General features: G+C 60.8%; 22 protein-coding genes. 21 read left to right on the top strand and 1 reads right to left on the bottom strand.

Annotated elements, in window-relative coordinates; all coding sequences use genetic code 11:
- Nucleotides 1–158: 158 nt before the first annotated feature.
- The 21 genes from F8N66_RS01355 to nuoN all read left to right on the top strand — a co-directional run bounded on the left by F8N66_RS01355 (nucleotide 159) and on the right by nuoN (nucleotide 23,895).
- Complete coding sequence (locus F8N66_RS01355) at nucleotides 159–605, top strand: NUDIX hydrolase (RefSeq protein WP_150768463.1); 447 nt, start codon at nucleotides 159–161, stop codon at nucleotides 603–605.
- A 59-nt stretch (nucleotides 606–664) separates the two neighbouring features.
- Nucleotides 665–1,798 carry a tRNA 2-thiouridine(34) synthase MnmA gene (gene mnmA, locus F8N66_RS01350; protein WP_150768462.1) on the top strand — a complete coding sequence of 378 codons (1,134 nt, stop codon included), beginning with the start codon at nucleotides 665–667 and terminating at the stop codon, nucleotides 1,796–1,798.
- On the top strand, nucleotides 1,795–2,418 hold the full coding sequence (hflD, locus tag F8N66_RS01345; RefSeq protein ID WP_150768461.1) for a high frequency lysogenization protein HflD: 624 nt from the start codon (nucleotides 1,795–1,797) through the stop codon (nucleotides 2,416–2,418). The genes mnmA and hflD overlap by 4 nt, the downstream gene beginning before the upstream one ends.
- A 127-nt stretch (nucleotides 2,419–2,545) precedes the next feature.
- Nucleotides 2,546–3,916, top strand: a complete 1,371-nt coding sequence (gene purB / locus F8N66_RS01340; RefSeq protein WP_150768460.1) for an adenylosuccinate lyase — start codon at nucleotides 2,546–2,548, stop codon at nucleotides 3,914–3,916.
- Between the two features lie 86 nt (nucleotides 3,917–4,002).
- A complete protein-coding gene (locus F8N66_RS01335) occupies nucleotides 4,003–5,175 on the top strand; it encodes a cupin domain-containing protein (RefSeq protein ID WP_150768459.1) in 1,173 nt (390 codons plus the stop codon).
- Entirely contained in the window at nucleotides 5,168–5,593 is a 426-nt protein-coding gene (locus tag F8N66_RS01330) for a GNAT family N-acetyltransferase (RefSeq protein ID WP_150768458.1), read from the top strand. Before F8N66_RS01335 ends, F8N66_RS01330 begins: the two co-directional genes overlap by 8 nt.
- Nucleotides 5,594–5,839: 246 nt before the next feature.
- Entirely contained in the window at nucleotides 5,840–6,601 is a 762-nt protein-coding gene (locus tag F8N66_RS01325) for a secretin N-terminal domain-containing protein (protein ID WP_150768457.1), read from the top strand.
- Between the two features lie 474 nt (nucleotides 6,602–7,075).
- Complete coding sequence (gene aceA, locus F8N66_RS01320) at nucleotides 7,076–8,401, top strand: isocitrate lyase (protein ID WP_008032724.1); 1,326 nt, start codon at nucleotides 7,076–7,078, stop codon at nucleotides 8,399–8,401.
- Nucleotides 8,402–8,956: 555 nt separating this feature from the next.
- Nucleotides 8,957–9,370, top strand: a complete 414-nt coding sequence (locus F8N66_RS01315) for an NADH-quinone oxidoreductase subunit A (RefSeq protein ID WP_003223812.1) — start codon at nucleotides 8,957–8,959, stop codon at nucleotides 9,368–9,370.
- Nucleotides 9,371–9,380: 10 nt separating this feature from the next.
- Nucleotides 9,381–10,055 carry a NuoB/complex I 20 kDa subunit family protein gene (locus F8N66_RS01310; RefSeq protein WP_007946424.1) on the top strand — a complete coding sequence of 225 codons (675 nt, stop codon included), beginning with the start codon at nucleotides 9,381–9,383 and terminating at the stop codon, nucleotides 10,053–10,055.
- A 72-nt stretch (nucleotides 10,056–10,127) separates the two neighbouring features.
- Entirely contained in the window at nucleotides 10,128–11,912 is a 1,785-nt protein-coding gene (gene nuoC / locus F8N66_RS01305) for an NADH-quinone oxidoreductase subunit C/D (protein WP_150768456.1), read from the top strand.
- A gap of 2 nt (nucleotides 11,913–11,914) precedes the next feature.
- A complete protein-coding gene (gene nuoE, locus F8N66_RS01300; RefSeq protein WP_008053447.1) occupies nucleotides 11,915–12,412 on the top strand; it encodes an NADH-quinone oxidoreductase subunit NuoE in 498 nt (165 codons plus the stop codon).
- On the top strand, nucleotides 12,409–13,764 hold the full coding sequence (gene nuoF / locus F8N66_RS01295) for an NADH-quinone oxidoreductase subunit NuoF (protein WP_150768455.1): 1,356 nt from the start codon (nucleotides 12,409–12,411) through the stop codon (nucleotides 13,762–13,764). The genes nuoE and nuoF overlap by 4 nt, the downstream gene beginning before the upstream one ends.
- A gap of 137 nt (nucleotides 13,765–13,901) precedes the next feature.
- The gene (gene nuoG / locus F8N66_RS01290; RefSeq protein WP_150768454.1) at nucleotides 13,902–16,616 is read left to right on the top strand and encodes an NADH-quinone oxidoreductase subunit NuoG; all 2,715 of its coding nucleotides are present in this window, start codon (nucleotides 13,902–13,904) and stop codon (nucleotides 16,614–16,616) included.
- A complete protein-coding gene (nuoH, locus tag F8N66_RS01285; protein WP_150768453.1) occupies nucleotides 16,613–17,620 on the top strand; it encodes an NADH-quinone oxidoreductase subunit NuoH in 1,008 nt (335 codons plus the stop codon). Before nuoG ends, nuoH begins: the two co-directional genes overlap by 4 nt.
- A 12-nt stretch (nucleotides 17,621–17,632) precedes the next feature.
- Entirely contained in the window at nucleotides 17,633–18,178 is a 546-nt protein-coding gene (gene nuoI / locus F8N66_RS01280; RefSeq protein WP_224790418.1) for an NADH-quinone oxidoreductase subunit NuoI, read from the top strand.
- A 9-nt stretch (nucleotides 18,179–18,187) separates the two neighbouring features.
- Entirely contained in the window at nucleotides 18,188–18,691 is a 504-nt protein-coding gene (gene nuoJ, locus F8N66_RS01275; protein ID WP_150768451.1) for an NADH-quinone oxidoreductase subunit J, read from the top strand.
- A 2-nt stretch (nucleotides 18,692–18,693) separates the two neighbouring features.
- On the top strand, nucleotides 18,694–19,002 hold the full coding sequence (gene nuoK, locus F8N66_RS01270; RefSeq protein ID WP_007946416.1) for an NADH-quinone oxidoreductase subunit NuoK: 309 nt from the start codon (nucleotides 18,694–18,696) through the stop codon (nucleotides 19,000–19,002).
- Nucleotides 18,999–20,852 carry an NADH-quinone oxidoreductase subunit L gene (nuoL, locus tag F8N66_RS01265; RefSeq protein ID WP_150768450.1) on the top strand — a complete coding sequence of 618 codons (1,854 nt, stop codon included), beginning with the start codon at nucleotides 18,999–19,001 and terminating at the stop codon, nucleotides 20,850–20,852. The genes nuoK and nuoL overlap by 4 nt, the downstream gene beginning before the upstream one ends.
- 39 nt (nucleotides 20,853–20,891) lie before the next feature.
- Nucleotides 20,892–22,424: an NADH-quinone oxidoreductase subunit M gene (gene nuoM, locus F8N66_RS01260; RefSeq protein WP_150768449.1), complete on the top strand. Its 1,533-nt coding sequence runs from the start codon at nucleotides 20,892–20,894 to the stop codon at nucleotides 22,422–22,424.
- Nucleotides 22,425–22,431: 7 nt separating this feature from the next.
- Nucleotides 22,432–23,895: an NADH-quinone oxidoreductase subunit NuoN gene (gene nuoN / locus F8N66_RS01255; RefSeq protein ID WP_150768448.1), complete on the top strand. Its 1,464-nt coding sequence runs from the start codon at nucleotides 22,432–22,434 to the stop codon at nucleotides 23,893–23,895.
- A 353-nt stretch (nucleotides 23,896–24,248) separates the two neighbouring features.
- Here the strand turns inward: nuoN and F8N66_RS01250 are convergent, their stop codons facing one another.
- Nucleotides 24,249–25,991 carry an ABC transporter substrate-binding protein gene (locus F8N66_RS01250; protein ID WP_150768447.1) on the bottom strand — a complete coding sequence of 581 codons (1,743 nt, stop codon included), beginning with the start codon at nucleotides 25,989–25,991 and terminating at the stop codon, nucleotides 24,249–24,251.
- Between the last annotated feature and the right edge of the window lie 31 nt (nucleotides 25,992–26,022).

The raw sequence follows: 26,022 nt of genomic DNA, 5'->3' as shown, positions 1-26,022 counted from the left end.
TTCTGGTACACCAATGTGTACGCCAGACAAATGTGGGAGCGGGCTTGCTCGCGAATGCGGTTTATCATTCAACATCCCCAATGACTGACCCTCCGCTTTCGCGAGCAAGCCCGCTCCCACATTGACCGTGTTCCAACATTTGCATTCGAGGACGCTTCATGGACTGGAAACCCCACATCACCGTCGCCACCATCGTCGAAGACCACGGCCGCTTCCTGATGGTCGAAGAACTCAAACATGGACGCACAGTACTCAACCAGCCCGCGGGCCACCTCGACCCGGACGAAACCCTGACCGAAGCCGCCGTGCGCGAAACCCTCGAGGAAACCGGCTGGGACGTCGAGCCGACCGGCGTGCTGGGCATTTACCTGTATACCGCGCCAAGCAACGGCGTGACCTACCAACGGGTCTGCTTCATCGCCAAAGCCCTGAAATACAACCCGGAGTATCAACTGGACGACGGCATCGTCGGCGCCAAGTGGTTGACCCGCGAGGAATTGATGCAACAGCGCGAACACTGGCGCAGCGAGCTGATCATCCGTTGCATCGACGACTATCTGGCAGGTATTCACTTCGGCCTGGAACTGATCCGTCCTTCTCTTTAGCCTTGCGGGCTGGAGCCTGTTAGAATCGCGTCCTTTTTCAAGACACTCATTGAATCCCTATGCGTGATCCAGCCCCTTCTGACACACAAAAGAAGCGCGTCATTGTCGGCATGTCCGGCGGCGTGGACTCTTCCGTTTCCGCTCTCCTGCTGATCGAGCAGGGTTATGAGGTGGAAGGCCTGTTCATGAAGAACTGGGAAGAAGACGATGGAACGGAATACTGCACCGCCATGGATGACCTGGCGGACGCCCAGGCCGTGTGCGACAAGATTGGCATCAAGCTGCACACCGCCAACTTCGCCGCCGAGTACTGGGACAACGTGTTCGAGCACTTCCTGGCCGAATACAAGGCCGGTCGCACCCCGAACCCGGACATCCTGTGCAACCGCGAGATCAAGTTCAAGGCGTTCCTCGACTACGCCATGGTGCTCGGTGCCGACCTGATCGCCACCGGTCACTACGTGCGTCGTCGTGACATCGACGGCCGCACCGAACTGCTCAAGGGCCTGGACCCGAACAAGGACCAGAGCTACTTCCTGCACGCCGTCGGCGGCGAACAGATCGCCAAGACCCTGTTCCCGGTGGGCGAACTGGAAAAACCCCAGGTGCGGGCGATTGCCGAGAAGTACGAACTGGCGACCGCGAAGAAAAAGGATTCCACCGGGATCTGCTTTATCGGCGAGCGCCGTTTCACCGACTTCCTCAAGCAGTACCTGCCGGCGCAACCGGGCGAAATCAAAACCACCGAAGGCGAAGTCATCGGCCGTCACCACGGCCTGATGTACCACACCATCGGCCAGCGCCAGGGCCTGGGCATCGGCGGCTTGAAAGACGCCGGTGAGGAGCCGTGGTACGTGCTGATCAAGGACCTGGAGCACAACGAGCTGATCGTTGGCCAGGGCAACGACCATCCGTGGCTGTTCGCCCGCGCCCTGCTCGCCTCGGACATCTACTGGGTCAACCCGATCGACCTGAGCCAGCCGCGCAAACTGACGGCCAAGGTTCGCTATCGCCAGAGCGACCAGCCTTGCACCCTGGAAAAGACGGCCACCGGTTATCGTGCGACCTTCGACGACCCGCAACGCGCAGTCACGCCAGGCCAGTCCGTGGTGTTCTATGACGGTGAAATCTGCCTCGGCGGCGGTGTCATCGAAGTTGCTGAACCCTGGACCAGCAAAGGCCAGCAACAATGAGCCCCACTCAGGAGCAACTGACGGCGCTGGGCGGCGTTTTCCTCGCCGCCGTGCTGGTCGACAAGATCGCCAAGACCGGCCAGACCAACGAGGCCGGTCTGACCTGCATGCTCGGCAGCCTGCTGATCCGCGACCCCAAGGACACCCTGGAAGTCTACGGCGGCGACGACATCAATCTGCGCGAGGGCTATCGCGCCCTGATCGGCGCCCTCGAGCGCGACCCCAGCGCCCTGCAGCGCGAACCGCTGCGCTATGCGCTGGCGATGCTCGGCCTTGAGCGACAGCTGGCCAAGCGCGAGGACATGCTGGACATCATCGGCAAGCGCCTGCCGCAGATTCAGTCCCAGGTCGAACATTTCGGCCCGGCCCACGAAAACGTGATCGCCGCCTGCGGCGCGCTGTACCAGGACACCCTGAGCACCTTGCGCCAACGCATTCAGGTGCACGGTGACATGCGCAACCTGCAGCAGCCGAGCAACGCCTCGAAAATCCGCGCCCTGCTGCTGGCCGGCATCCGTTCGGCACGCCTGTGGCGGCAGTTGGGCGGGCATCGCTGGCAGCTGGTGATCAGCCGGCGCAAATTGCTCAAAGAGCTTTACCCGCTGATGCGCAGCAGCTGAAGCACATCTGTAACACCGTTTTGTAGTCTGTAACGCGTAATACGCTGGTCAGTTGGCAACGGACCGGCGGATTTTTTCATGTATGATACGCGCCCCATTTCGTTGCCCGACTGTCCGAGAACACCCCATGCAGCTTTCTTCGCTCACTGCGGTTTCCCCTGTTGACGGCCGCTACGCCGGCAAAACCCAGGCCCTGCGCCCAATTTTCAGCGAGTACGGCCTGATCCGCGCCCGCGTCCTGGTTGAAGTGCGCTGGCTCCAGCGCCTGGCCGCTCACCCTGCCATCAGCGAAGTGCCGGCGTTCTCCGCCGAAGCCAACGCTGTATTGAACACCCTGGCGGAAAACTTCTCTCTGGAGCACGCCGAGCGCGTCAAAGAGATCGAGCGCACCACCAACCACGACGTCAAAGCCATCGAGTACCTGCTCAAAGAGCAAGCAGCCAAGCTGCCGGAACTGGCCCAGGTCAGCGAATTCATCCACTTTGCCTGCACCAGCGAGGACATCAACAACCTGTCCCACGCCCTGATGCTGCGCGAAGGCCGTGATGACGTGATGCTGCCGCTGATGCGCCAGACCGCCGAAGCCATCCGCGAACTGGCGATCCGTTTCGCCGACGTACCTATGCTGTCGCGCACCCACGGCCAACCGGCCTCGCCGACCACCCTGGGTAAAGAGCTGGCGAACGTGGTTTACCGCCTCGAGCGCCAAATCGCTCAAGTCGCGGCCGTTCCGCTGCTGGGCAAGATCAACGGCGCTGTCGGCAACTACAACGCCCACCTGTCGGCCTACCCCGAGATCGACTGGGAAGCCAACGCCCGCGCCTTCATCGAAGACGAGCTGGGCCTGGGCTTCAACCCGTACACCACGCAGATCGAACCGCACGACTACATCGCCGAGCTGTTCGACGCGATCGCGCGCTTCAACACCATCCTGATCGACTTCGACCGCGACATCTGGGGCTACATCTCCCTGGGTTATTTCAAACAGCGCACCATCGCTGGCGAAATCGGTTCGTCGACCATGCCGCACAAGGTCAACCCGATCGACTTCGAAAACTCCGAAGGCAACCTGGGTATTGCCAACGCACTGTTCCAGCACCTGGCGAGCAAACTGCCCATCTCCCGCTGGCAGCGCGACCTGACCGACTCCACCGTCCTGCGCAACCTCGGTGTCGGCTTCGCCCACAGCGTGATCGCGTACGAAGCCAGCCTCAAGGGCATCAGCAAGCTCGAGCTCAACGCCGACAAAATCGCTGCCGACCTGGACGCCTGCTGGGAAGTCCTGGCCGAGCCTATCCAGACCGTGATGCGCCGCTACAACATCGAGAACCCGTACGAAAAGCTGAAAGAATTGACCCGCGGCAAGGGCATCAGCCCTGAAGCGCTGCAGACTTTCATCGACGGCCTGGACATGCCAGCCGCGGCCAAGGCCGAGCTGAAACTGCTCACCCCGGCGAACTACATCGGTAACGCTGTAGAGCAAGCCAGACGCATCTGATCGACCGCTTGACCCTTTTAAGACGCCCGGCCGCGCCGGGCGTTTTTATTCCCGTATGAAAAGTAATTTTTTTCAATAGGTTACACATGAATCCTGACATTCCTCTTCAACTCTTGGGCGGCATCACGGCACGGGAATTCCTGCGCGACTACTGGCAGAAAAAACCGCTGCTGATCCGTCAGGCGATTCCTGATTTCGAAAGCCCGATCGACGCCGACGAACTGGCCGGCCTGGCACTGGAAGAAGAAGTCGAATCGCGCGTGATCATCGAGAATGGCGAGCGCCCATGGGAACTGCGTCGCGGCCCGTTCGCCGAAGATGATTTCAGCAAATTGCCGGAGCGTGACTGGACCCTGCTGGTTCAAGCCGTCGACCAGTTCGTGCCGGAAGTCAGCGAACTGCTGGAGCAATTCCGCTTCCTGCCGAGCTGGCGTATCGACGACGTGATGATCAGCTTCGCCGCACCGGGCGGCAGCGTCGGTCCGCACTTCGACAATTACGACGTGTTCCTGCTGCAAGGCCACGGCAAGCGCAACTGGAAAATCGGCCAGATGTGCAACTCCGAGAGCCCGCTGCTGCAACACGCCGACCTGCGCATCCTCGCCGACTTCGAAGCCACCGACGAGTGGGTCCTGGAACCGGGCGACATGCTCTACCTGCCGCCGCGCCTGGCCCACTGCGGCGTGGCCGTCGACGACTGCCTGACCTACTCCGTGGGTTTCCGCGCGCCGAGCGCCGCTGAAGTACTGACCCACTTCACCGACTTCCTCAGCCAGTTCCTGACGGACGAAGAACGCTACACCGATGCAGACGCCCTGCCGGCAGCCGACCCGCACCAGATTCAGCACGATGCCCTCGACCGCCTGAAAAGCCTGCTGGCCGAGCACATGAGCGACGAGCGCCTGCTGCTGACCTGGTTCGGCCAGTTCATGACCGAGCCGCGCTATCCGGAACTGGTGACAGGCCTGGAAGAAGTTGAAGAAGCCGACTTCCTCGCCGCCATCAAAGACGGGGCGATTCTGGTCCGCAATCCAAGCGCCCGACTGGCCTGGTCCGAAGTCGACGACGATCTGTTGCTGTTCGCCAGCGGCCAAAGCCGTTATCTGCCCGGCAAACTGCGCGAACTGCTGAAGATGATCTGCGCCGCCGACGCGCTGCATGCTGATAACCTTGGCTCATGGCTGAACGACGAAGACGGTTGCGGCCTGCTGCACGAACTGGTCAAACAGGGAAGCCTGGGGTTCGCTGACGATGAATAAGATTCACGTACGTGTCGCAAACTGGCAAAAGGACAACGCCGAGATCCGGCGCATTCGTGAAGCGGTGTTCGTTGCCGAGCAATCCGTTCCGCCTGAACTGGAATGGGACGCGGACGACGTGACGGCCGTGCACTTCCTCGCCCTGGAAGGCGACTTTCCGATTGGCACCGCACGCCTGCTGCCCGACGGTCACGTCGGCCGGGTGTCGGTACTCAAGGACTGGCGCGGCCTGAAAGTGGGCGATGCGCTGATGCAAGCGGTGATCGGTGAAGCCGAGAAACGCGGGCTGAAGCAGCAGATGCTCAGCGCCCAGGTACAAGCCACGGCGTTCTATGAGCGCCTGGGCTTTCGCATGGTCAGCGAGGAATTCCTGGAAGCAGGCATTCCGCACGTAGACATGGTGCGCGAGTCCGCCTGAAACCGCGTCGCGGCATTCGCGAGCAAGCCCGCTCCCACATTAGAACAGTGAGTTGCCACAGATTTCGGCAACACCATCAATCGAGTGTGGGAGCGGGCTTGCTCGCGAAGAGGCCCTGAAGAACACCCCAAAACGCCCCGCCATTTTCGAATGCCGGGGCGTTTTGCCGTCTAGGATTCAACTTGCCCCACCGCGAGCCGACAAACTGGCAATATCAACACTTTGAAGTTGGCGGAGATAACGGATATGTCCCTACGCACCCTGCTCACCACCCTGTTGGTGACCTGCAGTCTTTCGGCCATGGCCGCCACCGAAATCGTGCCACTGAACTACCACACCAGTGCCTATATGTTGCCGGTAGCGCAGGACTTCATCGGCAAGGATGGCCAGGTCAGCGCTTATGGAAACCAGCTCATCGTCAACGCCGATCAGCGCAAAATCGACGAACTCAAGGCACTTTTATCCCAACTCGATACCGCCCCCAAACGCCTGCTGATCACCGTCGACACCAACGAAAACAACTTTCAGGGCGATCAGGGTTATTCGGTGAACGGCGCCAAGCCAAGCCAGACCCGCATCATCAATCGCAGCACCGACAGTCGCGATGGCGGCATCCAGCAAATCCAGGCCACCGATGGCATGCCCGCCCTGATCCAGGTCGGCCAGAGCGTGCCGCTGACCAGCACCCAGGTCGACTCCTACGGCGACCTGCGCAGCCAGACCGAATACCGCAATGTTACCCAGGGTTTTTACGTCACCGCCAACGTCACGGGCGAGATCGTTCACCTGTCGATCAGCACCAATCGTGACCGCATGAGCCAGGAACGTCCCGATGTAGTGAACGTACAAAGTACCGACACAACCGTCACCGGCCGCCTGGGCGAATGGATCTTGCTGGCCGGGGTGAATCGCCAGACACAGGCCGACAAACAGGGCCTGACCCGCAACTACGCTACCCAGGGGCGCGATGACATGACCTTGCGAGTGAAGGTCGATGCATTGGACTGAAGCACCGAATACTGACTGACGAGTCGTATTAGACCAAAGATGTAGTGCTCCAAAAAAAGCACTACAAAACGTTTGACGAGTCAAAAAAGCAAAGGCATGATGGCCTCGCTCCCGCTAATCAGGGGCCCTGGCAAGGGCCTTCGAGGCGATGTTCGCACCTACCCCCGCGAACCGCTTCGTGTCTGTACCGCCCACAAGGTGTGTTTGACGAGGTTGTCGACTGGAACGAAGTTGTCCCGAGGGACGGAAGCGTTATTAGGTAACCCGGCACCACACTGATGTTCGTACCAAGGCCCACGACGCCCGAATGCGCCCGCAGTTCGCCTTTACCTGCTCACTTCCCCTCGAGCCCATCGTTCATCCCGTCGCCCTCCCCGCCGAATCCGACTTGACCGCCTAAGCTTCTGGTCAGCGAGCGCAGGACTTTCCACCGCAGAACAACTTTTCATACAAGACGCGACGAGGTTTATCTCCATGGCACTGACACGCGAACAGCAAATTGCAGCCCTCGAAAAAGACTGGGCTGAGAACCCACGCTGGAAAGGCGTGACACGCGCTTACTCCGCTGCTGACGTCGTCCGCCTGCGTGGCTCGGTTCAACCTGAGCACACCTTTGCAAAACTCGGCGCCGAGAAGCTGTGGAACCTGGTCACCCAGGGCGCCAAGCCATCCTTCCGTCCTGAAAAAGATTTCGTCAACTGCATGGGCGCCCTGACCGGCGGCCAGGCTGTACAACAAGTCAAAGCCGGCATCCAGGCGATCTACCTGTCGGGCTGGCAAGTGGCTGCGGACAACAACTCGGCCGAATCGATGTACCCGGATCAGTCGCTGTACCCGGTGGACTCGGTTCCAACCGTGGTCAAGCGCATCAACAACTCGTTCCGTCGTGCCGACCAGATCCAGTGGAAAGCCGGCAAAGGCCCGGGCGACGAAGGCTACATCGACTACTTCGCGCCAATCGTGGCTGACGCCGAAGCCGGTTTCGGCGGCGTACTGAACGCCTACGAGCTGATGAAGAGCATGATCGAAGCAGGCGCCGCTGGCGTTCACTTCGAAGACCAACTGGCTTCCGTGAAGAAATGCGGCCACATGGGCGGCAAGGTACTGGTTCCTACCCAGGAAGCCGTACAAAAGCTGACCGCTGCCCGCCTGGCCGCTGACGTTGCCGGTACGCCGACCATCATCCTGGCCCGCACCGACGCCAACGCGGCTGACCTGCTGACGTCCGACTGCGACCCGTACGACCAGCCATTCGTGACTGGCGAACGCACCCAGGAAGGCTTCTACAAAGTGCGCGCCGGTCTCGACCAGGCAATCGCTCGCGGCCTGGCTTACGCGCCGTACGCCGACCTGATCTGGTGTGAAACCGCCAAGCCGGACCTGGACGAAGCTCGCCGCTTCGCCGAAGCGATCAAAAAGGAATACCCGGACCAACTGCTGTCGTACAACTGCTCGCCTTCCTTCAACTGGAAGAAAAACCTGGACGACGCGACCATCGCCAAGTTCCAGCGCGAACTGTCCGCCATGGGCTACAAGCACCAGTTCATCACACTGGCCGGCATTCACAACATGTGGCACAGCATGTTCAACCTGGCGCACGACTACGCCCGCAACGACATGACTGCCTACGTGAAGCTGCAAGAGCAGGAATTCGCTGACGCCGCCAAGGGCTACACCTTCGTGGCTCACCAGCAGGAAGTGGGCACCGGCTACTTCGACGACATGACCACTGTGATCCAGGGTGGCTCGTCTTCGGTGACCGCGCTGACCGGTTCGACCGAAGAAGAACAGTTCCACTGATCGGCTTCGCCTGAGTCAACGGCCGTTGCGGACCCTATAGAAACCGCAACGCTGCACATCTAACGCCCCGACTGGTTCGGGGCGTTTTTTTTGCCCACGACTCCACCAACACCCCCCAAAACCTGTAGGAGCTGACGAGTGAAACGAGGCTGCGATCTTTTGATATTGCTTCTAAGAAAAATCAAAAGATCGCAGCCTCGTTTCACTCGCCAGCTCCTACAGTAACCCCCATATAAGACAACTTCCCGACCCTCATTCCGTTAAACAGTTTAAAAACCGCCGCAAACAATATTGATTATCATTTAGTGGCAAGTCTATTCGTTGCACTGCATGAAAAACATATTTCCCAAAAAGCCGCCTAATGCCCGCAACGCAAGGCCTACGGCGCTTTTCGCCCGCGCTATGTCCTTATTCCTATAAATAATTTCGCTATAGGAATTTTACTTGCAGGGTGTTGTGCCATAAAATCAGCGGGATTGATTGCTGCGACATATCGTCACTGCTTTGTTTCTATTCAAGCTCAGAGACCCTTGCTCTCTGTTAAGGATTACCAGCATGCCCGAAGCGACAGGACTCATGGCCCACAACTGGGGCTTTGCCATTTTCCTTCTGGGCGTTGTCGGCCTCTGTGCCTTCATGCTTGGTGTCTCCAGCCTCCTCGGGTCAAAAGCCTGGGGTCGCAGCAAAAACGAACCGTTCGAGTCCGGCATGCTACCTACAGGTGGCGCCCGCTTGCGGCTCTCAGCCAAATTCTATCTGGTCGCGATGCTGTTCGTGATCTTCGATATCGAAGCCCTCTTTCTCTTTGCATGGTCTGTGTCCGTCCGCGAAAGCGGCTGGACCGGATTCGTCGAAGCTCTCGTTTTCATAGCAATTCTGTTGGCAGGCCTTGTCTACCTATTCCGAGTGGGCGCCCTTGACTGGGCTCCGGAAGCTCGGCGCAAGCGGCAAGCGAAGCTGAAACAATGAGGCTTTGGCAATGCAATACAATCTCACCAGGATCGACCCCGATGCTCCTAACGAGCAGTATCCGATTGGCGAACGGGAAACCGTTTCCGATCCGTTAGAAGATCAAGTCCACAAAAACATTTTCATGGGCAAGCTGGAAGACGTGCTTAACGGCACGATCAACTGGGGGCGCAAGAACTCCCTGTGGCCGTATAACTTCGGTCTTTCGTGCTGCTACGTGGAAATGACCACCGCCTTCACGGCGCCCCACGACATCGCGCGCTTTGGCGCCGAGGTTATCCGGGCATCGCCGCGCCAGGCGGATTTCATGGTTATCGCCGGCACCTGCTTCATCAAGATGGCGCCGATCATTCAGCGTCTCTACGAGCAAATGCTCGAGCCTAAATGGGTCATCTCCATGGGTTCGTGCGCCAACTCCGGTGGCATGTACGACATCTACTCGGTCGTTCAAGGGGTGGACAAGTTCCTGCCCGTGGACGTCTACGTGCCTGGCTGCCCGCCCCGCCCTGAAGCTTTCCTGCAAGGCTTGATGCTGTTGCAGGAGTCGATTGGCCAGGAGCGTCGCCCACTTTCCTGGGTCGTTGGCGATCAAGGCGTGTATCGCGCCGAGATGCCTTCCGAGAAGGAAAAGCGCCGCGAACAGCGTATCGCAGTCACCAACCTGCGCAGCCCCGACGAAGTCTGATCCAGTTCCGCTGTTTCAAAGAAACGAAAAACTGGCTTCATTCTTTACGTTGACCGAAAGCGATAAATAACCATGACTACAGGCAGTGCTCTGTACATCCCGCCTTATAAGGCAGACGACCAGGATGTGGTCGTCGAACTGAACAACCGTTTTGGCCCCGAGGCGTTCACCGCCCAGCCTACCCGCACCGGCATGCCGGTGCTTTGGGTTGCCCGCGCCAAACTCGTCGAAGTCCTGACCTTCCTGCGCAACCTGCCCAAGCCGTACGTCATGCTCTATGACCTGCACGGCGTGGACGAGCGTCTGCGCACCAAGCGTCAAGGGCTGCCAGGCGGCGCCGACTTCACCGTGTTCTATCACTTGATGTCGATCGAGCGTAATAGTGACGTGATGATCAAGGTCGCCTTGTCCGAGAGCGACCTCAGCGTGCCGACCGTCACCGGCATCTGGCCGAACGCCAACTGGTACGAGCGTGAAGTCTGGGACATGTACGGCATCGACTTCAAAGGTCACCCGCACCTGACCCGCATCATGATGCCGCCGACCTGGGAAGGTCACCCGCTGCGCAAGGACTTCCCGGCCCGCGCGACCGAGTTCGACCCGTTCAGCCTGACCCTGGCCAAGCAACAGCTCGAGGAAGAAGCCGCGCGCTTCAAGCCTGAAGACTGGGGCATGAAGCGTTCCGGCCCGAACGAGGACTACATGTTCCTCAACCTCGGTCCCAACCACCCTTCGGCGCACGGTGCGTTCCGCATCATCCTGCAGCTGGACGGTGAAGAGATCGTCGACTGCGTTCCGGACGTTGGCTACCACCACCGTGGTGCCGAGAAAATGGCCGAGCGTCAGTCCTGGCACAGTTTCATCCCGTACACCGACCGTATCGACTACCTCGGCGGCGTGATGAACAACCTGCCGTACGTGCTCTCGGTCGAGAAGCTGGCCGGCATCAAGGTGCCCGAGAAGGTCGACGTCATCCGCATCATGATGGCCGAGTTCTTCCGGATCACCAGCCACCTGCTGTTCCTGGGTACCTATATCCAGGACGTCGGCGCCATGACCCCGGTGTTCTTCACCTTCACCGACCGCCAGCGCGCCTACACCGTGATCGAAGCCATCACCGGTTTCCGCCTGCACCCGGCCTGGTACCGCATCGGTGGCGTTGCCCACGACCTGCCGCGCGGCTGGGAAAAGCTGGTCAAGGATTTCGTCGAGTGGATGCCAAAGCGTCTGGACGAATACCAGAAAGCCGCCCTGGACAACAGCATCCTGCGTGGCCGGACCATCGGCGTCGCCGACTACAACACCAAGCAAGCCCTGGAATGGGGTGTCACCGGTGCCGGCCTGCGTTCGACCGGTTGCGACTTCGACCTGCGCAAGGCACGTCCATACTCGGGCTACGAGAACTTCGAGTTCGAAGTGCCGCTGGCGGCCAATGGCGATGCCTACGACCGTTGCATCGTGCGCGTCGAGGAGATGCGCCAGAGCATCAAGATCATCGACCAGTGCATGCGCAACATGCCGGAAGGCCCGTACAAGGCGGATCACCCGCTGACCACGCCGCCGCCGAAAGAGCGCACGCTGCAGCACATCGAAACCTTGATCACGCACTTCCTGCAAGTTTCGTGGGGCCCGGTCATGCCGGCCAACGAATCCTTCCAGATGATCGAAGCGACCAAGGGCATCAACAGTTATTACCTGACGAGCGATGGCGGCACCATGAGCTACCGCACCCGGATTCGTACTCCAAGCTTCCCGCACCTGCAGCAGATCCCTTCGGTGATCAAAGGCAGCATGGTCGCGGACTTGATCGCGTACCTGGGTAGTATCGATTTCGTTATGGCCGACGTGGACCGCTAAGCATGAACAGCACGCTTATCCAGACAGACCGTTTCACCTTGAGTGAAACCGAGCGCTCGGCCATCGAGCACGAGCTGCATCACTACGAAGACCCGCGCGCGGCGTCGATCGAAGCCCTGAAGATCGTCCAGAAGGAACGTGGCTGGGTGCCGGACGGCGCCTTGTACGCCATCGGCGAAATCCTCGGCATCCCGGCCAGCGACGTTGAAGGCGTGGCGACGTTCTATAGCCAGATCTTCCGTCAACCGGTCGGTCGTCACATCATCCGCGTCTGCGACAGCATGGTGTGCTACATCGGCGGCCACGAGTCCGTGGTCAGCGAAATCCAGAGCAAGCTGGGCATCGGCCTGGGCCAGACCACCACCGATGGTCGTTTCACCCTGCTGCCGGTCTGCTGCCTCGGCAACTGCGACAAGGCGCCGGCGCTGATGATCGACGACGACACTTTCGGTGATGTGCAGCCTGCCGGCGTTGCCAAATTGCTCGAGGGCTACGTATGACCCTGACTTCCTTCGGTCCTGCCAACCGCATCAAGCGTTCGGCCGAGACTCACCCGCTCACCTGGCGTCTGCGTGACGACGGCGAAGCCGTATGGCTCGACGAATACCAGGCCAAGAACGGTTACGCCGCTGCGCGCAAGGCCTTCGCCGACATGGCCCAGGACGACATCGTCCAGACCGTGAAAGACGCCGGCCTCAAGGGCCGCGGCGGTGCAGGCTTCCCCACGGGCGTGAAGTGGGGCCTGATGCCCAAAGACGAATCCATCAACATCCGCTACCTGCTGTGCAATGCGGATGAAATGGAGCCGAACACCTGGAAAGACCGCATGCTGATGGAGCAACTGCCCCATCTGCTGATCGAAGGCATGCTGATCAGTGCTCGCGCGCTGAAAACCTACCGTGGCTACATCTTCCTGCGTGGCGAGTACACCACCGCCGCCAAGCACCTGAACCGTGCCGTGGAAGAGGCCAAGGCAGCAGGCCTTTTGGGCAAGAACATCCTGGGCAGCGGCTTCGATTTCGAGCTGTTCGTCCACACCGGCGCCGGGCGTTACATCTGCGGTGAAGAAACCGCACTGATCAACTCCCTCGAAGGCCGCCGCGCCAACCCGCGCTCCAAGCCGCCCTTCCCTGCCGCCGTTGGCGTGTGGGGCAAGCCGACCTGCGTGAACAACGTTGAAACCCTGTGCAACGTGCCGGCGATCATTGCCGACGGCGTGGACTGGTACAAATCGTTGGCTCGCGAAGGCAGTGAAGACATGGGCACCAAGCTCATGGGCTTCTCCGGCAAGGTCAAGAACCCGGGCCTGTGGGAGCTGCCGTTCGGCATCACCGGTCGCGAGCTGTTCGAAGACTACGCCGGCGGCATGCGCGACGGTTACCAGCTCAAGGCCTGGCAGCCAGGCGGCGCCGGTACCGGTTTCCTGTTGCCGGAACACCTGGACGCACAAATGTACGCCGGCGGTATCGCCAAGGTGGGCACCCGCATGGGTACCGGCCTGGCGATGGCGGTGGACGACAGCGTCAACATGGTGTCCCTGCTGCGCAACATGGAGCAGTTCTTCGCCCGCGAATCCTGCGGCTTCTGCACCCCTTGCCGCGATGGCCTGCCATGGAGCGTCAAGCTGCTGATGGCCATCGAGAACGGTGAAGGGCAAGCCGGCGACATCGAGACCCTGCTGGGTCTGGTCGGTTTCCTCGGCCCAGGCAAGACCTTCTGTGCTCACGCACCGGGTGCCGTGGAGCCGTTGGGCAGCGCCATCAAATACTTCCGCCATGAGTTCGAAGCCGGCATCGCGCCTACCCGCGCCGCCGTCCCGCCTCTGGCAAGGCCGATCGTAGTCGGCGCGTAAACGCTTAAAAAAGGCGAAGGGTCCGTGCCCTTCGCTTTTCGCGCGATGACGCCTTTACCGGCTGTGTTGATTCGCGCGGATAACAAGATTCCATTAGCCACGCCCGCTGACACCGGGCCAACGAAGAACTTTGAACCATGGCCACTATCCACGTAGACGGCAAAGCGCTCGAAGTCGACGGGGCAGACAACCTGTTACAGGCATGTCTGTCGCTAGGCCTCGATATTCCTTACTTCTGCTGGCACCCCGCCCTTGGCAGCGTTGGCGCTTGCCGCCAGTGCGCGGTCAAGCAGTACACCGACGAGAACGACACCCGTGGTCGCATCGTCATGTCCTGCATGACCCCTGCCACTGATGGCACCTGGATCTCCATCGACGATGAAGAGTCCAAGGCCTTTCGCGCCAGCGTTGTTGAATGGCTGATGACCAACCACCCTCACGACTGCCCGGTCTGTGAGGAAGGCGGTCACTGCCACCTGCAAGACATGACGGTAATGACCGGCCACAACGAGCGCCGTTACCGCTTCACCAAGCGTACCCACCAGAACCAGCAACTGGGCCCGTTCATTTCCCACGAGATGAACCGCTGCATCGCTTGCTACCGCTGCGTGCGCTTCTATAAGGACTACGCCGGCGGCACCGACCTCGGTGTGTTCGGCGCCCACGACAACGTGTACTTCGGTCGCGTTGAAGACGGCACCCTGGAAAGCGAATTCTCCGGCAACCTCACCGAGGTCTGCCCGACCGGTGTGTTCACCGACAAGACGCACTCCGAGCGCTACAACCGCAAGTGGGACATGCAGTTCTCGCCGAGCATCTGCCATGGCTGCTCCAGCGGTTGCAACATATCCCCGGGCGAGCGCTACGGTGAACTGCGTCGTATCGAAAACCGCTACAACGGTTCGGTCAACCAGTACTTCCTGTGCGACCGTGGCCGTTTCGGCTACGGCTACGTCAACCGCACCGACCGCCCACGCCAGCCGCTGCTGGCCAACGGCGCCAAGCTGACCCTCGACGAAGCGCTGGATAAAGCCGCCGACCTGCTCCGCGGTCGCAACATCGTCGGTATCGGTTCGCCACGCGCCAGCCTCGAAAGCAACTACGCGTTGCGCGAACTGGTCGGTGCCGAACACTTCTACTCCGGTATCGAAGCCGCCGAGCTGGAACGCATCCGTCTGGTGCTGCAAGTGCTGAAAGACAGCCCGCTGCCTGTACCGAACATGCGCGACATCGAAGACCACGACGCCGTGTTCGTCCTCGGTGAAGACCTGACCCAGACCGCTGCGCGCATGGCCCTGTCCCTGCGTCAATCGGTCAAGGGCAAGGCCGAAGACATGGCCGACGCCATGCGCGTCCAGCCCTGGCTCGACGCCGCGGTGAAGAACATCGGCCAGCACGCGCTGAACCCGCTGTTCATCGCCAGCCTGGCTGAAACCAAGCTCGACGACATCGCCGAAGAGTGCGTTCACGCCGCTCCCGACGACCTGGCCCGCATCGGTTTCGCCGTGGCGCACGCCCTCGACGCCAGCGCCCCTGCCGTTGAAGGCCTGGACGCCGAAGCCCTGGAGCTGGCCAAGCGCATTGCCGACGCCCTGCTCGCGGCCAAGCGCCCATTGATCATTGCCGGTACGTCCCTGGGCTCCAAGGCCTTGATCGAAGCCGCCGCGAACATCGCCAAGGCCCTCAAGCTGCGCGAGAAGAACGGTTCCATCAGCCTGATCGTGCCGGAGGCCAACAGCCTCGGCCTGGCCATGCTCGGTGGCGAATCGGTCGATGCAGCCCTGCAAGCCGTGATCGATGGCAAGGCCGACGCCATCGTCGTGCTGGAAAACGATCTGTACACCCGCACCGACAAGGCCCGTGTCGATGCTGCCCTGACCGCCGCCAAAGTGGTGATCGTGGCTGACCATCAGAAGACCGCCACCAGCGATCGCGCGCACCTGGTCCTGCCAGCCGCCAGCTTCGCTGAAGGCGACGGCACCCTGGTCAGCCAGGAAGGCCGCGCCCAGCGCTTCTTCCAGGTGTTCGACCCGCAATACATGGACGCCAGCATCCTGGTTCACGAAGGCTGGCGCTGGCTGCATGCCCTGCGTGCCACCCTGCTGAACCAGCCGATCGACTGGACCCAGCTGGACCACGTTACCGCTGCCGTTGCTTCGAGCACGCCGCAACTGGCCGCTATCGTCGATGCCGCACCGTCCGCCGCGTTCCGCATCAAGGGTCTGAAACTGGCCCGTGAACCGCTGCGTTACTCCGGTCGTACCGCCATGCGCGCCGACATCAGCGTGCACGAACCGCGTACCCCGCAGGACAAGGACACCGCGTTTGCCTTCTCGATGGAAGGTTACTCGGGCTCCGCCGAACCACGTCAGCAAGTGCCGTTCGCCTGGTCTCCGGGCTGGAACTCGCCGCAAGCCTGGAACAAGTTCCAGGACGAAGTCGGTGGTCACATCCGTGCTGGCGACCCGGGCACCCGCCTGATCGAAAGCACCGGTGACTCGCTGAACTGGTTCGCCAGTGTGCCGCGCGCGTTCAACCCGGCCCCGGGTACCTGGCAGGTCGTGCCGTTCTTCCACCTGCTCGGCAGCGAAGAGAACTCTTCGAAAGCCGCGCCGGTCCAGGAACGCATTCCGGCTGCTTACGTCGCTTTGGCCAAATCCGAAGCCGACCGCCTGGGTGTCAACGATGGTGCCATGCTCAGCCTGAACGTGGCGGGCCAGACCCTGCGTCTGCCACTGCGCATCAACGAAGAACTGGGCGCCGGTCTGGTGGCACTGCCTGCGGGCATCGCCGGCATTCCGCCAGCCATCTTTGGCAAATCCGTTGACGGTCTGCAGGAGGCAGTGCAATGACCTTGTTCACTCCTGAAGTGATCGACATCATCATCGCGGTCCTCAAGGCCGTGGTGATTCTGCTCGCCGTGGTGGTCTGCGGAGCCCTGCTCAGCTGGGTCGAGCGTCGTTTGCTCGCCCTCTGGCAGGACCGTTACGGTCCGAACCGCGTCGGCCCGTTCGGCGCGTTCCAGATCGCCGCCGACATGATCAAGATGTTCTTCAAGGAAGACTGGACCCCGCCGTTCGCCGACAAGATGATCTTCACCCTGGCACCAGTCGTGGCCATGAGCGCCCTGCTGATTGCCTTCGCGATCATCCCGATCACCCCGACCTGGGGCGTGGCGGACATCAACATCGGCATCCTGTTCTTCTTCGCCATGGCCGGCCTGTCGGTCTACGCGGTGCTGTTCGCCGGTTGGTCGAGTAACAACAAGTTCGCCCTGCTGGGCAGCTTGCGGGCCTCGGCTCAGACCGTGTCGTACGAAGTGTTCATGGGCCTGTCGCTGATGGGCATCGTGATCCAGGTCGGCTCGTTCAACATGCGTGACATCGTTGAATACCAGGCCCAGAACCTGTGGTTCATCATTCCGCAGATCTTCGGTTTCCTGACCTTCTTCATCGCTGGCGTGGCCGTGACTCACCGTCACCCGTTCGACCAGCCGGAAGCGGAACAGGAACTGGCCGACGGCTACCACATTGAATACGCCGGCATGAAATGGGGCATGTTCTTCGTCGGCGAGTACATCGGCATCGTGTTGATTTCGGCGCTGCTGGTGACCTTGTTCTTCGGTGGCTGGCACGGTCCGTTCGGCCTCCTGCCGCAGATCCCGTTCATCTGGTTCGCACTGAAAACCGGGTTCTTCATCATGATGTTCATTCTGTTGCGCGCCTCGATCCCGCGCCCACGGTATGACCAAGTGATGGATTTCAGCTGGAAGTTCTGCCTGCCGCTGACCCTCGTCAACATGCTGGTGACCGCTGCGATCGTGTTGCTCAACACGCCCGCCGTCGCGGCTCAGTGAGGATAGAGAATCATGAAGTACATATTTGACATCGTGCATGGCCTCTACACCCAGCTTCGCAGCCTGGTGATGATTTTCGGCCACGCCTTCCGCAAGCGCGACACGCTGCAGTACCCGGAAGAACCGGTCTACCTGCCGCCGCGCTACCGTGGCCGTATCGTCCTGACCCGCGACCCCGACGGCGAAGAGCGCTGCGTAGCCTGCAACCTGTGCGCCGTGGCATGCCCGGTCGGTTGCATCTCGCTGCAGAAAGCTGAAACCGAAGACGGTCGCTGGTACCCGGACTTCTTCCGCATCAACTTCTCGCGCTGCATTTTCTGCGGCCTCTGCGAGGAAGCCTGCCCGACCACCGCGATCCAGCTGACACCGGATTTCGAGATGGCCGAGTTCAAACGTCAGGGCCTGGTTTACGAGAAAGAAGATCTGCTGATCTCCGGCCCCGGCAAAAACCCTGATTACAACTTCTATCGTGTTGCAGGTATGGCGATTGCCGGTAAGCCCAAAGGCTCCGCGCAGAATGAAGCCGAACCGATCAACGTGAAGAGCTTGCTGCCTTAAGGAAGAAAGATGGAATTCGCTTTCTATTTCGCATCGGGTATCGCGGTGGTGTCCACGCTTCGCGTGATCACCAACACCAACCCTGTGCACGCCCTGCTCTACCTGATCATTTCGCTGATTGCCGTGGCGATGACGTTCTTCGCCCTCGGCGCGCCGTTCGCCGGTGTACTGGAAGTGATCGCCTACGCTGGCGCCATCATGGTGCTGTTCGTGTTCGTGGTGATGATGCTGAACCTGGGGCCCGCCTCGGTTCAGCAAGAGCGCGTCTGGCTCAAGCCCGGTATCTGGGGCGGCCCGGTCGCCCTCGCTGCCTTGCTGCTGGTGGAACTGCTGTATGTGCTGTTCTCCCACCAGACCGGCGAAGCCATCGGCCACACCACCGTAGACGCCAAGGCCGTGGGCATCAGCCTGTTCGGTCCTTACCTGCTGGTGGTTGAACTCGCCTCGATGCTGCTGCTCGCCGCAGCCGTCACGGCGTTCCACCTGGGCCGCAACGAAGCCAAGGAGCAATGACGATGCCTGCTATCCCTATGGAGCATGGTCTGGCGGTCGCCGGCATCCTGTTCTGCCTCGGTCTGGTCGGCCTGATGGTCCGCCGCAACATTCTCTTCGTGCTGATGAGCCTGGAGGTCATGATGAATGCCTCCGCCCTGGCGTTCATCGTTGCCGGCAGCCGCTGGGCGCAGCCGGATGGACAGATCATGTTCATCCTGGTGATCAGCCTGGCAGCCGCCGAGGCCAGTATCGGCCTGGCGATCCTGTTGCAGCTGTATCGCCGCTTCCACACGCTCGATATCGACGCTGCCAGTGAGATGCGCGGATGAACCTACTCTTTCTGACTTTCGTATTCCCCCTGATTGGTTTCCTGCTGCTGTCGTTCTCCCGTGGACGCCTCTCGGAAAACCTCGCCGCCCTGATCGGCGTCGGTTCCGTCGGCTTGTCTGCCATCGTCACGGCCTACGTGATCTGGCAATTCAACGTCGCGCCACCGGAAGGCGGCCACTACACCCAGGTGTTATGGCAGTGGATGGCGGTGGAAGGCTTCACGCCGAACTTCGCGCTCTACCTGGATGGTCTGTCCCTGACCATGCTTGGTGTGGTGGTCGGCGTCGGCTTCCTGATCCACCTGTTCGCGTCCTGGTACATGCGCGGTGAAGACGGCTATTCGCGTTTCTTCGCCTACACCAACCTGTTCATCGCCAGCATGCTGTTCCTGATCCTGGGCGATAACCTGTTGTTCCTGTACTTCGGCTGGGAAGGCGTGGGCCTGTGCTCGTACTTGTTGATCGGTTTCTACTACAGCAACCGCAACAACGGTAACGCCGCACTCAAAGCCTTCATCGTGACCCGTATCGGCGACGTGTTCATGGCCATCGGCCTGTTCATCCTGTTCGCCCAGCTGGGCACGCTGAACGTCCAGGAACTGCTGGTGCTGGCACCGCAGAAATTCCAGGCCGGCGACTTCTGGATGGTCATGGCCACCCTGATGTTGCTCGGTGGTGCGGTCGGTAAATCCGCGCAACTGCCGCTGCAAACCTGGCTGGCGGATGCGATGGCCGGTCCTACCCCGGTTTCGGCACTGATCCACGCGGCAACAATGGTAACGGCGGGTGTCTACCTGATCGCCCGTACCCACGGCCTGTTCACCCTGGCACCGGAAATCCTGCATCTGGTAGGCATCGTCGGTGGCGTGACCCTGGTACTGGCCGGTTTTGCAGCCCTGGTCCAGACCGACATCAAGCGTATCCTCGCCTACTCGACCATGAGCCAGATTGGCTACATGTTCCTGGCCCTGGGCGTTGGCGCCTGGGATGGCGCGATCTTCCACCTGATGACCCACGCCTTCTTCAAGGCCCTGCTGTTCCTTGCTTCCGGTGCGGTGATCGTTGCCTGCCACCACGAGCAGAACATCTTCAAGATGGGCGGCCTGTGGAAAAAACTGCCATTGGCCTACGCCAGCTTCATCGTCGGCGGTGCGGCCCTGGCGGCCCTGCCACTGGTGACCGCGGGCTTCTACTCCAAGGACGAAATCCTCTGGGAAGCGTTCGCCAGCGGCAACCACGGCCTGCTTTATGCCGGTCTGGTCGGCGCGTTCATGACTTCGCTGTACACCTTCCGCCTGATCTTCATCGCGTTCCACGGTGAAGCGAAGACCGAAGCCCACGCCGGTCACGGCATCGCTCACTGGCTGCCACTGTCGGTGCTGATCGTACTGTCGACCTTCATCGGCGCGATGATCGTTCCACCGCTGCACGGTGTACTGCCGCAAAGCGTCGGCCATGCCGGCGGCGAAGCCAAGCACAGCCTGGAAATCGCCTCGGGCGCCATCGCCCTGGCCGGTATCCTGCTGGCCGCGCTGCTGTTCCTTGGCAAGCGTCGCTTCGTCACGGCCATCGCCAACAGCGGCATCGGCCGCTTCCTGTCGGCCTGGTGGTTCGCTGCCTGGGGCTTCGACTGGATCTACGACAAACTGTTCGTCAAGCCTTACCTGGCGATCAGCCACATCCTGCGCAAAGACCCGCTCGACCAGACCATCGGTCTGATCCCGCGCATGGCCAAGGGGGGTCACACCGCCCTGAGCCGTACCGAGACCGGTCAACTGCGTTGGTATGCCGCCTCGATGGCTGCTGGTGCCGTGCTGGTAATCGGCGCCGTCGTGCTGGTAGCGGTCTGATATGAACCTTGCGAACTTGCGAAAGGAATTGAGCCCGTCATGATTCTGCCTTGGCTAATCCTGATCCCCTTCATCGGCGGCCTGCTGTGCTGGATGGGTGAGCGCTTCGGCGCCACCCTCCCCCGCTGGATTGCGCTGATCACCATGTCCCTGTTGCTCGCCCTCGGCCTCTGGCTGTGGGCCCATGGCGACTATTCGTTGGCCCCAAAACCTGGCGCCGATCCGGCCTGGGTGCTTGAGTTCAAGCACACCTGGATCCAGCGTTTCGGCATCAGCGTGCACCTGGCCCTCGACGGCCTGTCGCTGCTGATGATCCTGCTGACCGGTCTGCTGGGTGTTCTCTCGGTACTCTGCTCGTGGAAAGAGATTCAACGTCACGTTGGCTTCTTCCACCTGAACCTGATGTGGATCCTGGGCGGTGTCGTCGGCGTGTTCCTGGCCCTCGACCTGTTCATGTTCTTCTTCTTCTGGGAAATGATGCTGGTGCCGATGTACTTCCTCATCGCGCTCTGGGGTCACAGTTCTTCGGACGGCAAGAAAACCCGGATCTACGCGGCGACCAAGTTCTTCATCTTCACTCAGGCTTCCGGCCTGATCATGCTGGTGGCGATCCTGGGCCTGGTACTGGTCAACTTCAACGACACCGGCGTGATTACGTTCAACTACGCCGACCTGTTGAAAACCAAGATGTCGGTGACCACCGAGTACATCCTGATGCTCGGCTTCTTCATCGCCTTCGCGGTCAAGCTGCCCGTCGTACCGTTCCACTCCTGGTTGCCTGACGCTCACGCCCAGGCACCGACCGCCGGTTCCGTCGACCTCGCCGGTATCTTGCTGAAGACCGCGGCCTACGGCCTGCTGCGTTTCGCCCTGCCGCTGTTCCCGAACGCGTCGGCCGAGTTCGCGCCGATCGCCATGACCCTGGGCCTGATCGGGATTTTCTACGGTGCATTCCTGGCGTTTGCGCAAACCGACATCAAGCGTCTGATTGCCTTCTCGTCCGTTTCCCACATGGGTTTCGTACTGATCGGCATCTACTCCGGCAGCCAACTGGCGCTGCAGGGCGCGGTGATGCAGATGCTGGCGCACGGTGTCTCGGCCGCCGCACTCTTTATCCTCAGCGGCCAGCTGTACGAACGCACCCACACCCGCGACATGCGTGAAATGGGTGGCCTGTGGTCGAAGATCGCTTACCTGCCGGCCCTCAGCCTGTTCTTCGCGGCCGCGTCCCTGGGCCTGCCGGGTACCGGTAACTTCGTCGGCGAGTTCCTGATCCTGATCGGCACCTTCCCGTTCGCGCCGTGGGTCACGATCATCGCGACGTCCGGCCTGGTGTTCGGTTCGGTCTACTCGCTGATCATGATCCACCGTGCCTACTTCGGCCCGTCCAAGTCGGACGCGGTGCTGCATGGCATGGACGGTCGCGAAATGATCATGGTGGTCGGTCTGGCAGCACTGCTGATTTACCTCGGCGTCTACCCGCAACCGTTCCTCGATACCTCTGCCGCTACGATGCATGGCGTGCAGCAATGGCTCGGCACCGCCTTCACTCAACTCGCTTCGGCCCGGTAAGAGCGCTATGGAATTCACACTTCAACACTTTATCGCGCTGGGGCCGCTGCTGATCACCAGCGCCACGGTCATCGTGGTGATGCTGGCCATCGCCTGGCGCCGCAACCACTCCCAGACCTTCCTGCTGTCGGTGGCGGGTCTTAACCTGGCTTTGCTGTCGATCCTGCCAGCCCTGAAAGTCGCGCCATTGGCCGTGACCCCATTGCTGCAGATCGACACCTTCGCCTGCCTGTACATGGCGCTGATCCTGGTCGCCACCCTCGCCTGCGTCACTCTCGCCCACGCCTACCTCGGCGACGGCGGTTCGGGCTACCCGGGCAACCGTGAAGAACTGTACCTGCTGATCCTGATGGCCGCCGCCGGTGGCCTGGTGCTGGTCAGCGCGCAACACCTGGCCGGGTTGTTCATCGGTCTGGAGCTGCTCTCGGTACCGGTCTACGGCCTGGTGGCCTACGCCTTCTTCAACAAGCGTTCGCTGGAAGCCGGCATCAAGTACATGGTGCTGTCGGCCGCCGGCTCCGCGTTCCTGTTGTTCGGCATGGCGCTGCTGTATGCCGACTCCGGCAGCCTGAGCTTCGTCGGTATCGGCCAGGCCCTGGCCGCCACCGGCCTGCCAAGCTCGCTGGCGCAACTGGGCCTGGGCATGATGCTGATCGGCCTGGCGTTCAAGCTGTCGCTGGTGCCATTCCACCTCTGGACCCCGGACGTCTACGAAGGTGCTCCGGCACCGGTCGCAGCCTTCCTGGCCACCGCTTCCAAAGTGGCGGTGTTCGCGGTGATGGTGCGTCTGTTCCAGATCTCGCCGGCGGCAAGCAGTGGTGTCCTGAGCGACGTGCTGACCATCATCGCCATCGCGTCGATCCTGTTCGGTAACCTGCTGGCCCTGACCCAGAGCAACCTCAAGCGTCTGCTGGGTTACTCGTCCATCGCCCACTTCGGCTACCTGCTGATCGCCCTGGTGGCGAGCAAAGGCCTGGCCGTGGAAGCCATCGGCGTGTACCTGGTCACCTACGTGATCACCAGCCTCGGCGCGTTCGGCGTGATCACCCTGATGTCCTCGCCGTACAACGGCCGTGACGCGGACGCCCTGTACGAATACCGCGGCCTGTTCTGGCGCCGTCCGTACCTGACCGCCGTCCTGACCGTGATGATGCTGTCCCTGGCCGGTATCCCGCTGACCGCGGGCTTCATCGGCAAGTTCTACATCATCGCCACCGGCGTCGAGTCGCACCAATGGTGGCTGGTCGGTTCCCTGGTACTGGGCAGCGCCATCGGCGTGTTCTACTACCTGCGCGTCATGGTCACCCTGTACCTGATCGAACCGAACCTGCGTCGCCACGATGCACAGCTGCACTGGGAACAGAAGGCAGGCGGTGTGATGCTGCTGGCCATTGCCGTCATGGCGTTCTTCCTCGGCCTGTATCCACAGCCACTGCTGAACCTGGTTCAGCAATCGGGGTTGGCGGGTTGATCGCTTAGCGGTACTTGGTAGAAAACAGAAACGGCACCTTTGGGTGCCGTTTTTGTTTTTGTAGGATTCAACTTCAAAAGATCGCAACCTTCGGCAGCTCCTACATGAGGATGAGATACATCCTGTAGGAGCTGCCGCAGGCTGCGATCTTTTGATCTATATACATTTGGCAGTCCATTAGAAATCGATTGTCAGAAATGGCCTCTTCGCGAGCAAGCCCGCTCCCACAGGGACCGAGGGTGAGCGGACACCTGCGATCAACTGTGGGAGCGGGCTTGCTCGCGAAGAGGCCTTACCAGGCGCCAAAAAAAACGGCACCTTCCGGTGCCGTTCGTATTTCTCATTCCAGCCGTTTACTTAGGCGCGTTTGCCCAGGATTTCAGCAGATCGTTGTAGTTCACGGTTTCGCCTTTCGGCTTTTCGTTCGCCAGTTTCGGTTTCGGTGCGCCCGGTTGATCGAACCAGTATTGCGCGTCGCGCTCGGGGTTCATTTTCGGGGCGCAAGTAGTTTGCGCTTTCGAACGTTCCAGGCGGGACATGATGGCGTCCTGATCCTTGGCCAGGCCGTCGAGTGCCTCTTGCGGGGTTTTCTCGCCGCTGGCGGCTTCGGCGATGTGGCTCCACCACAGTTGCGCCAGGCGTGGATAGTCCGGCACGTTGGTCCCGGTCGGGGTCCATTGCACGCGGGCCGGGCTGCGGTAGAACTCCACCAGGCCGCCGAGTTTCGGTGCCAGGTCGGTCATGGCTTGCGAGTTGATGTCCGATTCGCGGATCGGCGTCAGGCCGACGATGGTTTTCTTCAGCGACACGGTTTTCGAGGTCACGAACTGCGCATAGAGCCAGGCCGCGAGTTTTTGTTTCTCAGGCGTGGACTTCATGAACGTCCAGGAACCCACGTCCTGATACCCCAGCTTCATGCCCTCTTCCCAGTACGGTCCGCGTGGAGACGGTGCCATGCGCCATTTCGGCGTGCCATCGGCGTTCATCACCGCCAGGCCTGGCTTGGTCATGTCCGCGGTGAAGGCGGTGTACCAGAAGATCTGCTGGGCAATGCTGCCCTGGGACGGTACCGGTCCCGACTCGGAGAAGGTCATGCCCGCCGCTTCCGGTGGCGCGTACTTCTTCAGCCAGTCCACGTATTTGGTGGTGGCGAACACCGCCGCCGGACCGTTGGTGTCGCCGCCACGGGTCACGCTGGAGCCGACCGGGTGGCAATCCTCGACGCGGATACCCCACTCATCCACTGGCAAACCGTTGGGCAGGCCCTTGTCGCCGCCACCGGCCATCGAGAACCAGGCATCGGTAAAGCGCCAGCCCAGGGACGGGTCTTTCTTGCCGTAGTCCATGTGCCCGTAGACGCGTTTGCCGTCGATTTCCTTGACGTCTTCGCTGAAAAACTTGGCAATGTCTTCATAAGCCGACCAGTTCACCGGTACGCCCAATTCGTAGCCGTACTTTTCCTTGAACTTGGCTTTCAGGTCCGCGCGTTCGAACCAGTCGGCGCGGAACCAGTACAGGTTGGCGAACTGCTGGTCGGGCAGCTGATAGAGCTTGCCGTCCGGCGCGGTGGTGAACGAGAGACCAATAAAATCCTTGAGGTCCAGGGTTGGCGACGTGAAGTTCTTGCCTTCATTGGCCATCAGGTCGGTGATCGATTCAGTCTTGCCGTAGCGGAAGTGCGTACCGATCAGGTCCGAGTCGTTGACCCAGCCGTCATAGATGTTCTTGTCAGACTGCATCTGGGTTTGCAGCTTTTCCACCACGTCGCCTTCCTGCAGCAGGTCGTGGGTCAGCTTGATCCCGGTGATTTCGCTGAACGCCTTGGCCAGCACCTTGGACTCGTATTCGTGGGTGGCGATGGTTTCCGAGACCACCTTGATGCTCATCCCGCGAAACGGCTCCGCCGCCTTGATGAACCACTTCAGCTCTTCGAGTTGTTGATCGGCCGTCAGGGTGGACGGCTTGAACTCACTGCCGATCCACTTTTTCGCCGCGTCCTCGTAGGCATCGGCCCAGGCCGAAGCGCTCAAACCGCTGAGTGCCAGCATGGCTGCCAATGAAATGCTATGTCGCAGCTTATTGTTTTTGTCGAACATAGAGACCTCCTTATTAGATTTCGGAGCAACA

Source organism: Pseudomonas fluorescens, from assembly GCF_902498195.1.
GTDB lineage: Bacteria > Pseudomonadota > Gammaproteobacteria > Pseudomonadales > Pseudomonadaceae > Aquipseudomonas > Aquipseudomonas fluorescens_BU.
The sequence above is the reverse complement of the archived record's forward strand: the minus strand, read 5'-3'. Positions and strand labels throughout refer to the sequence as shown.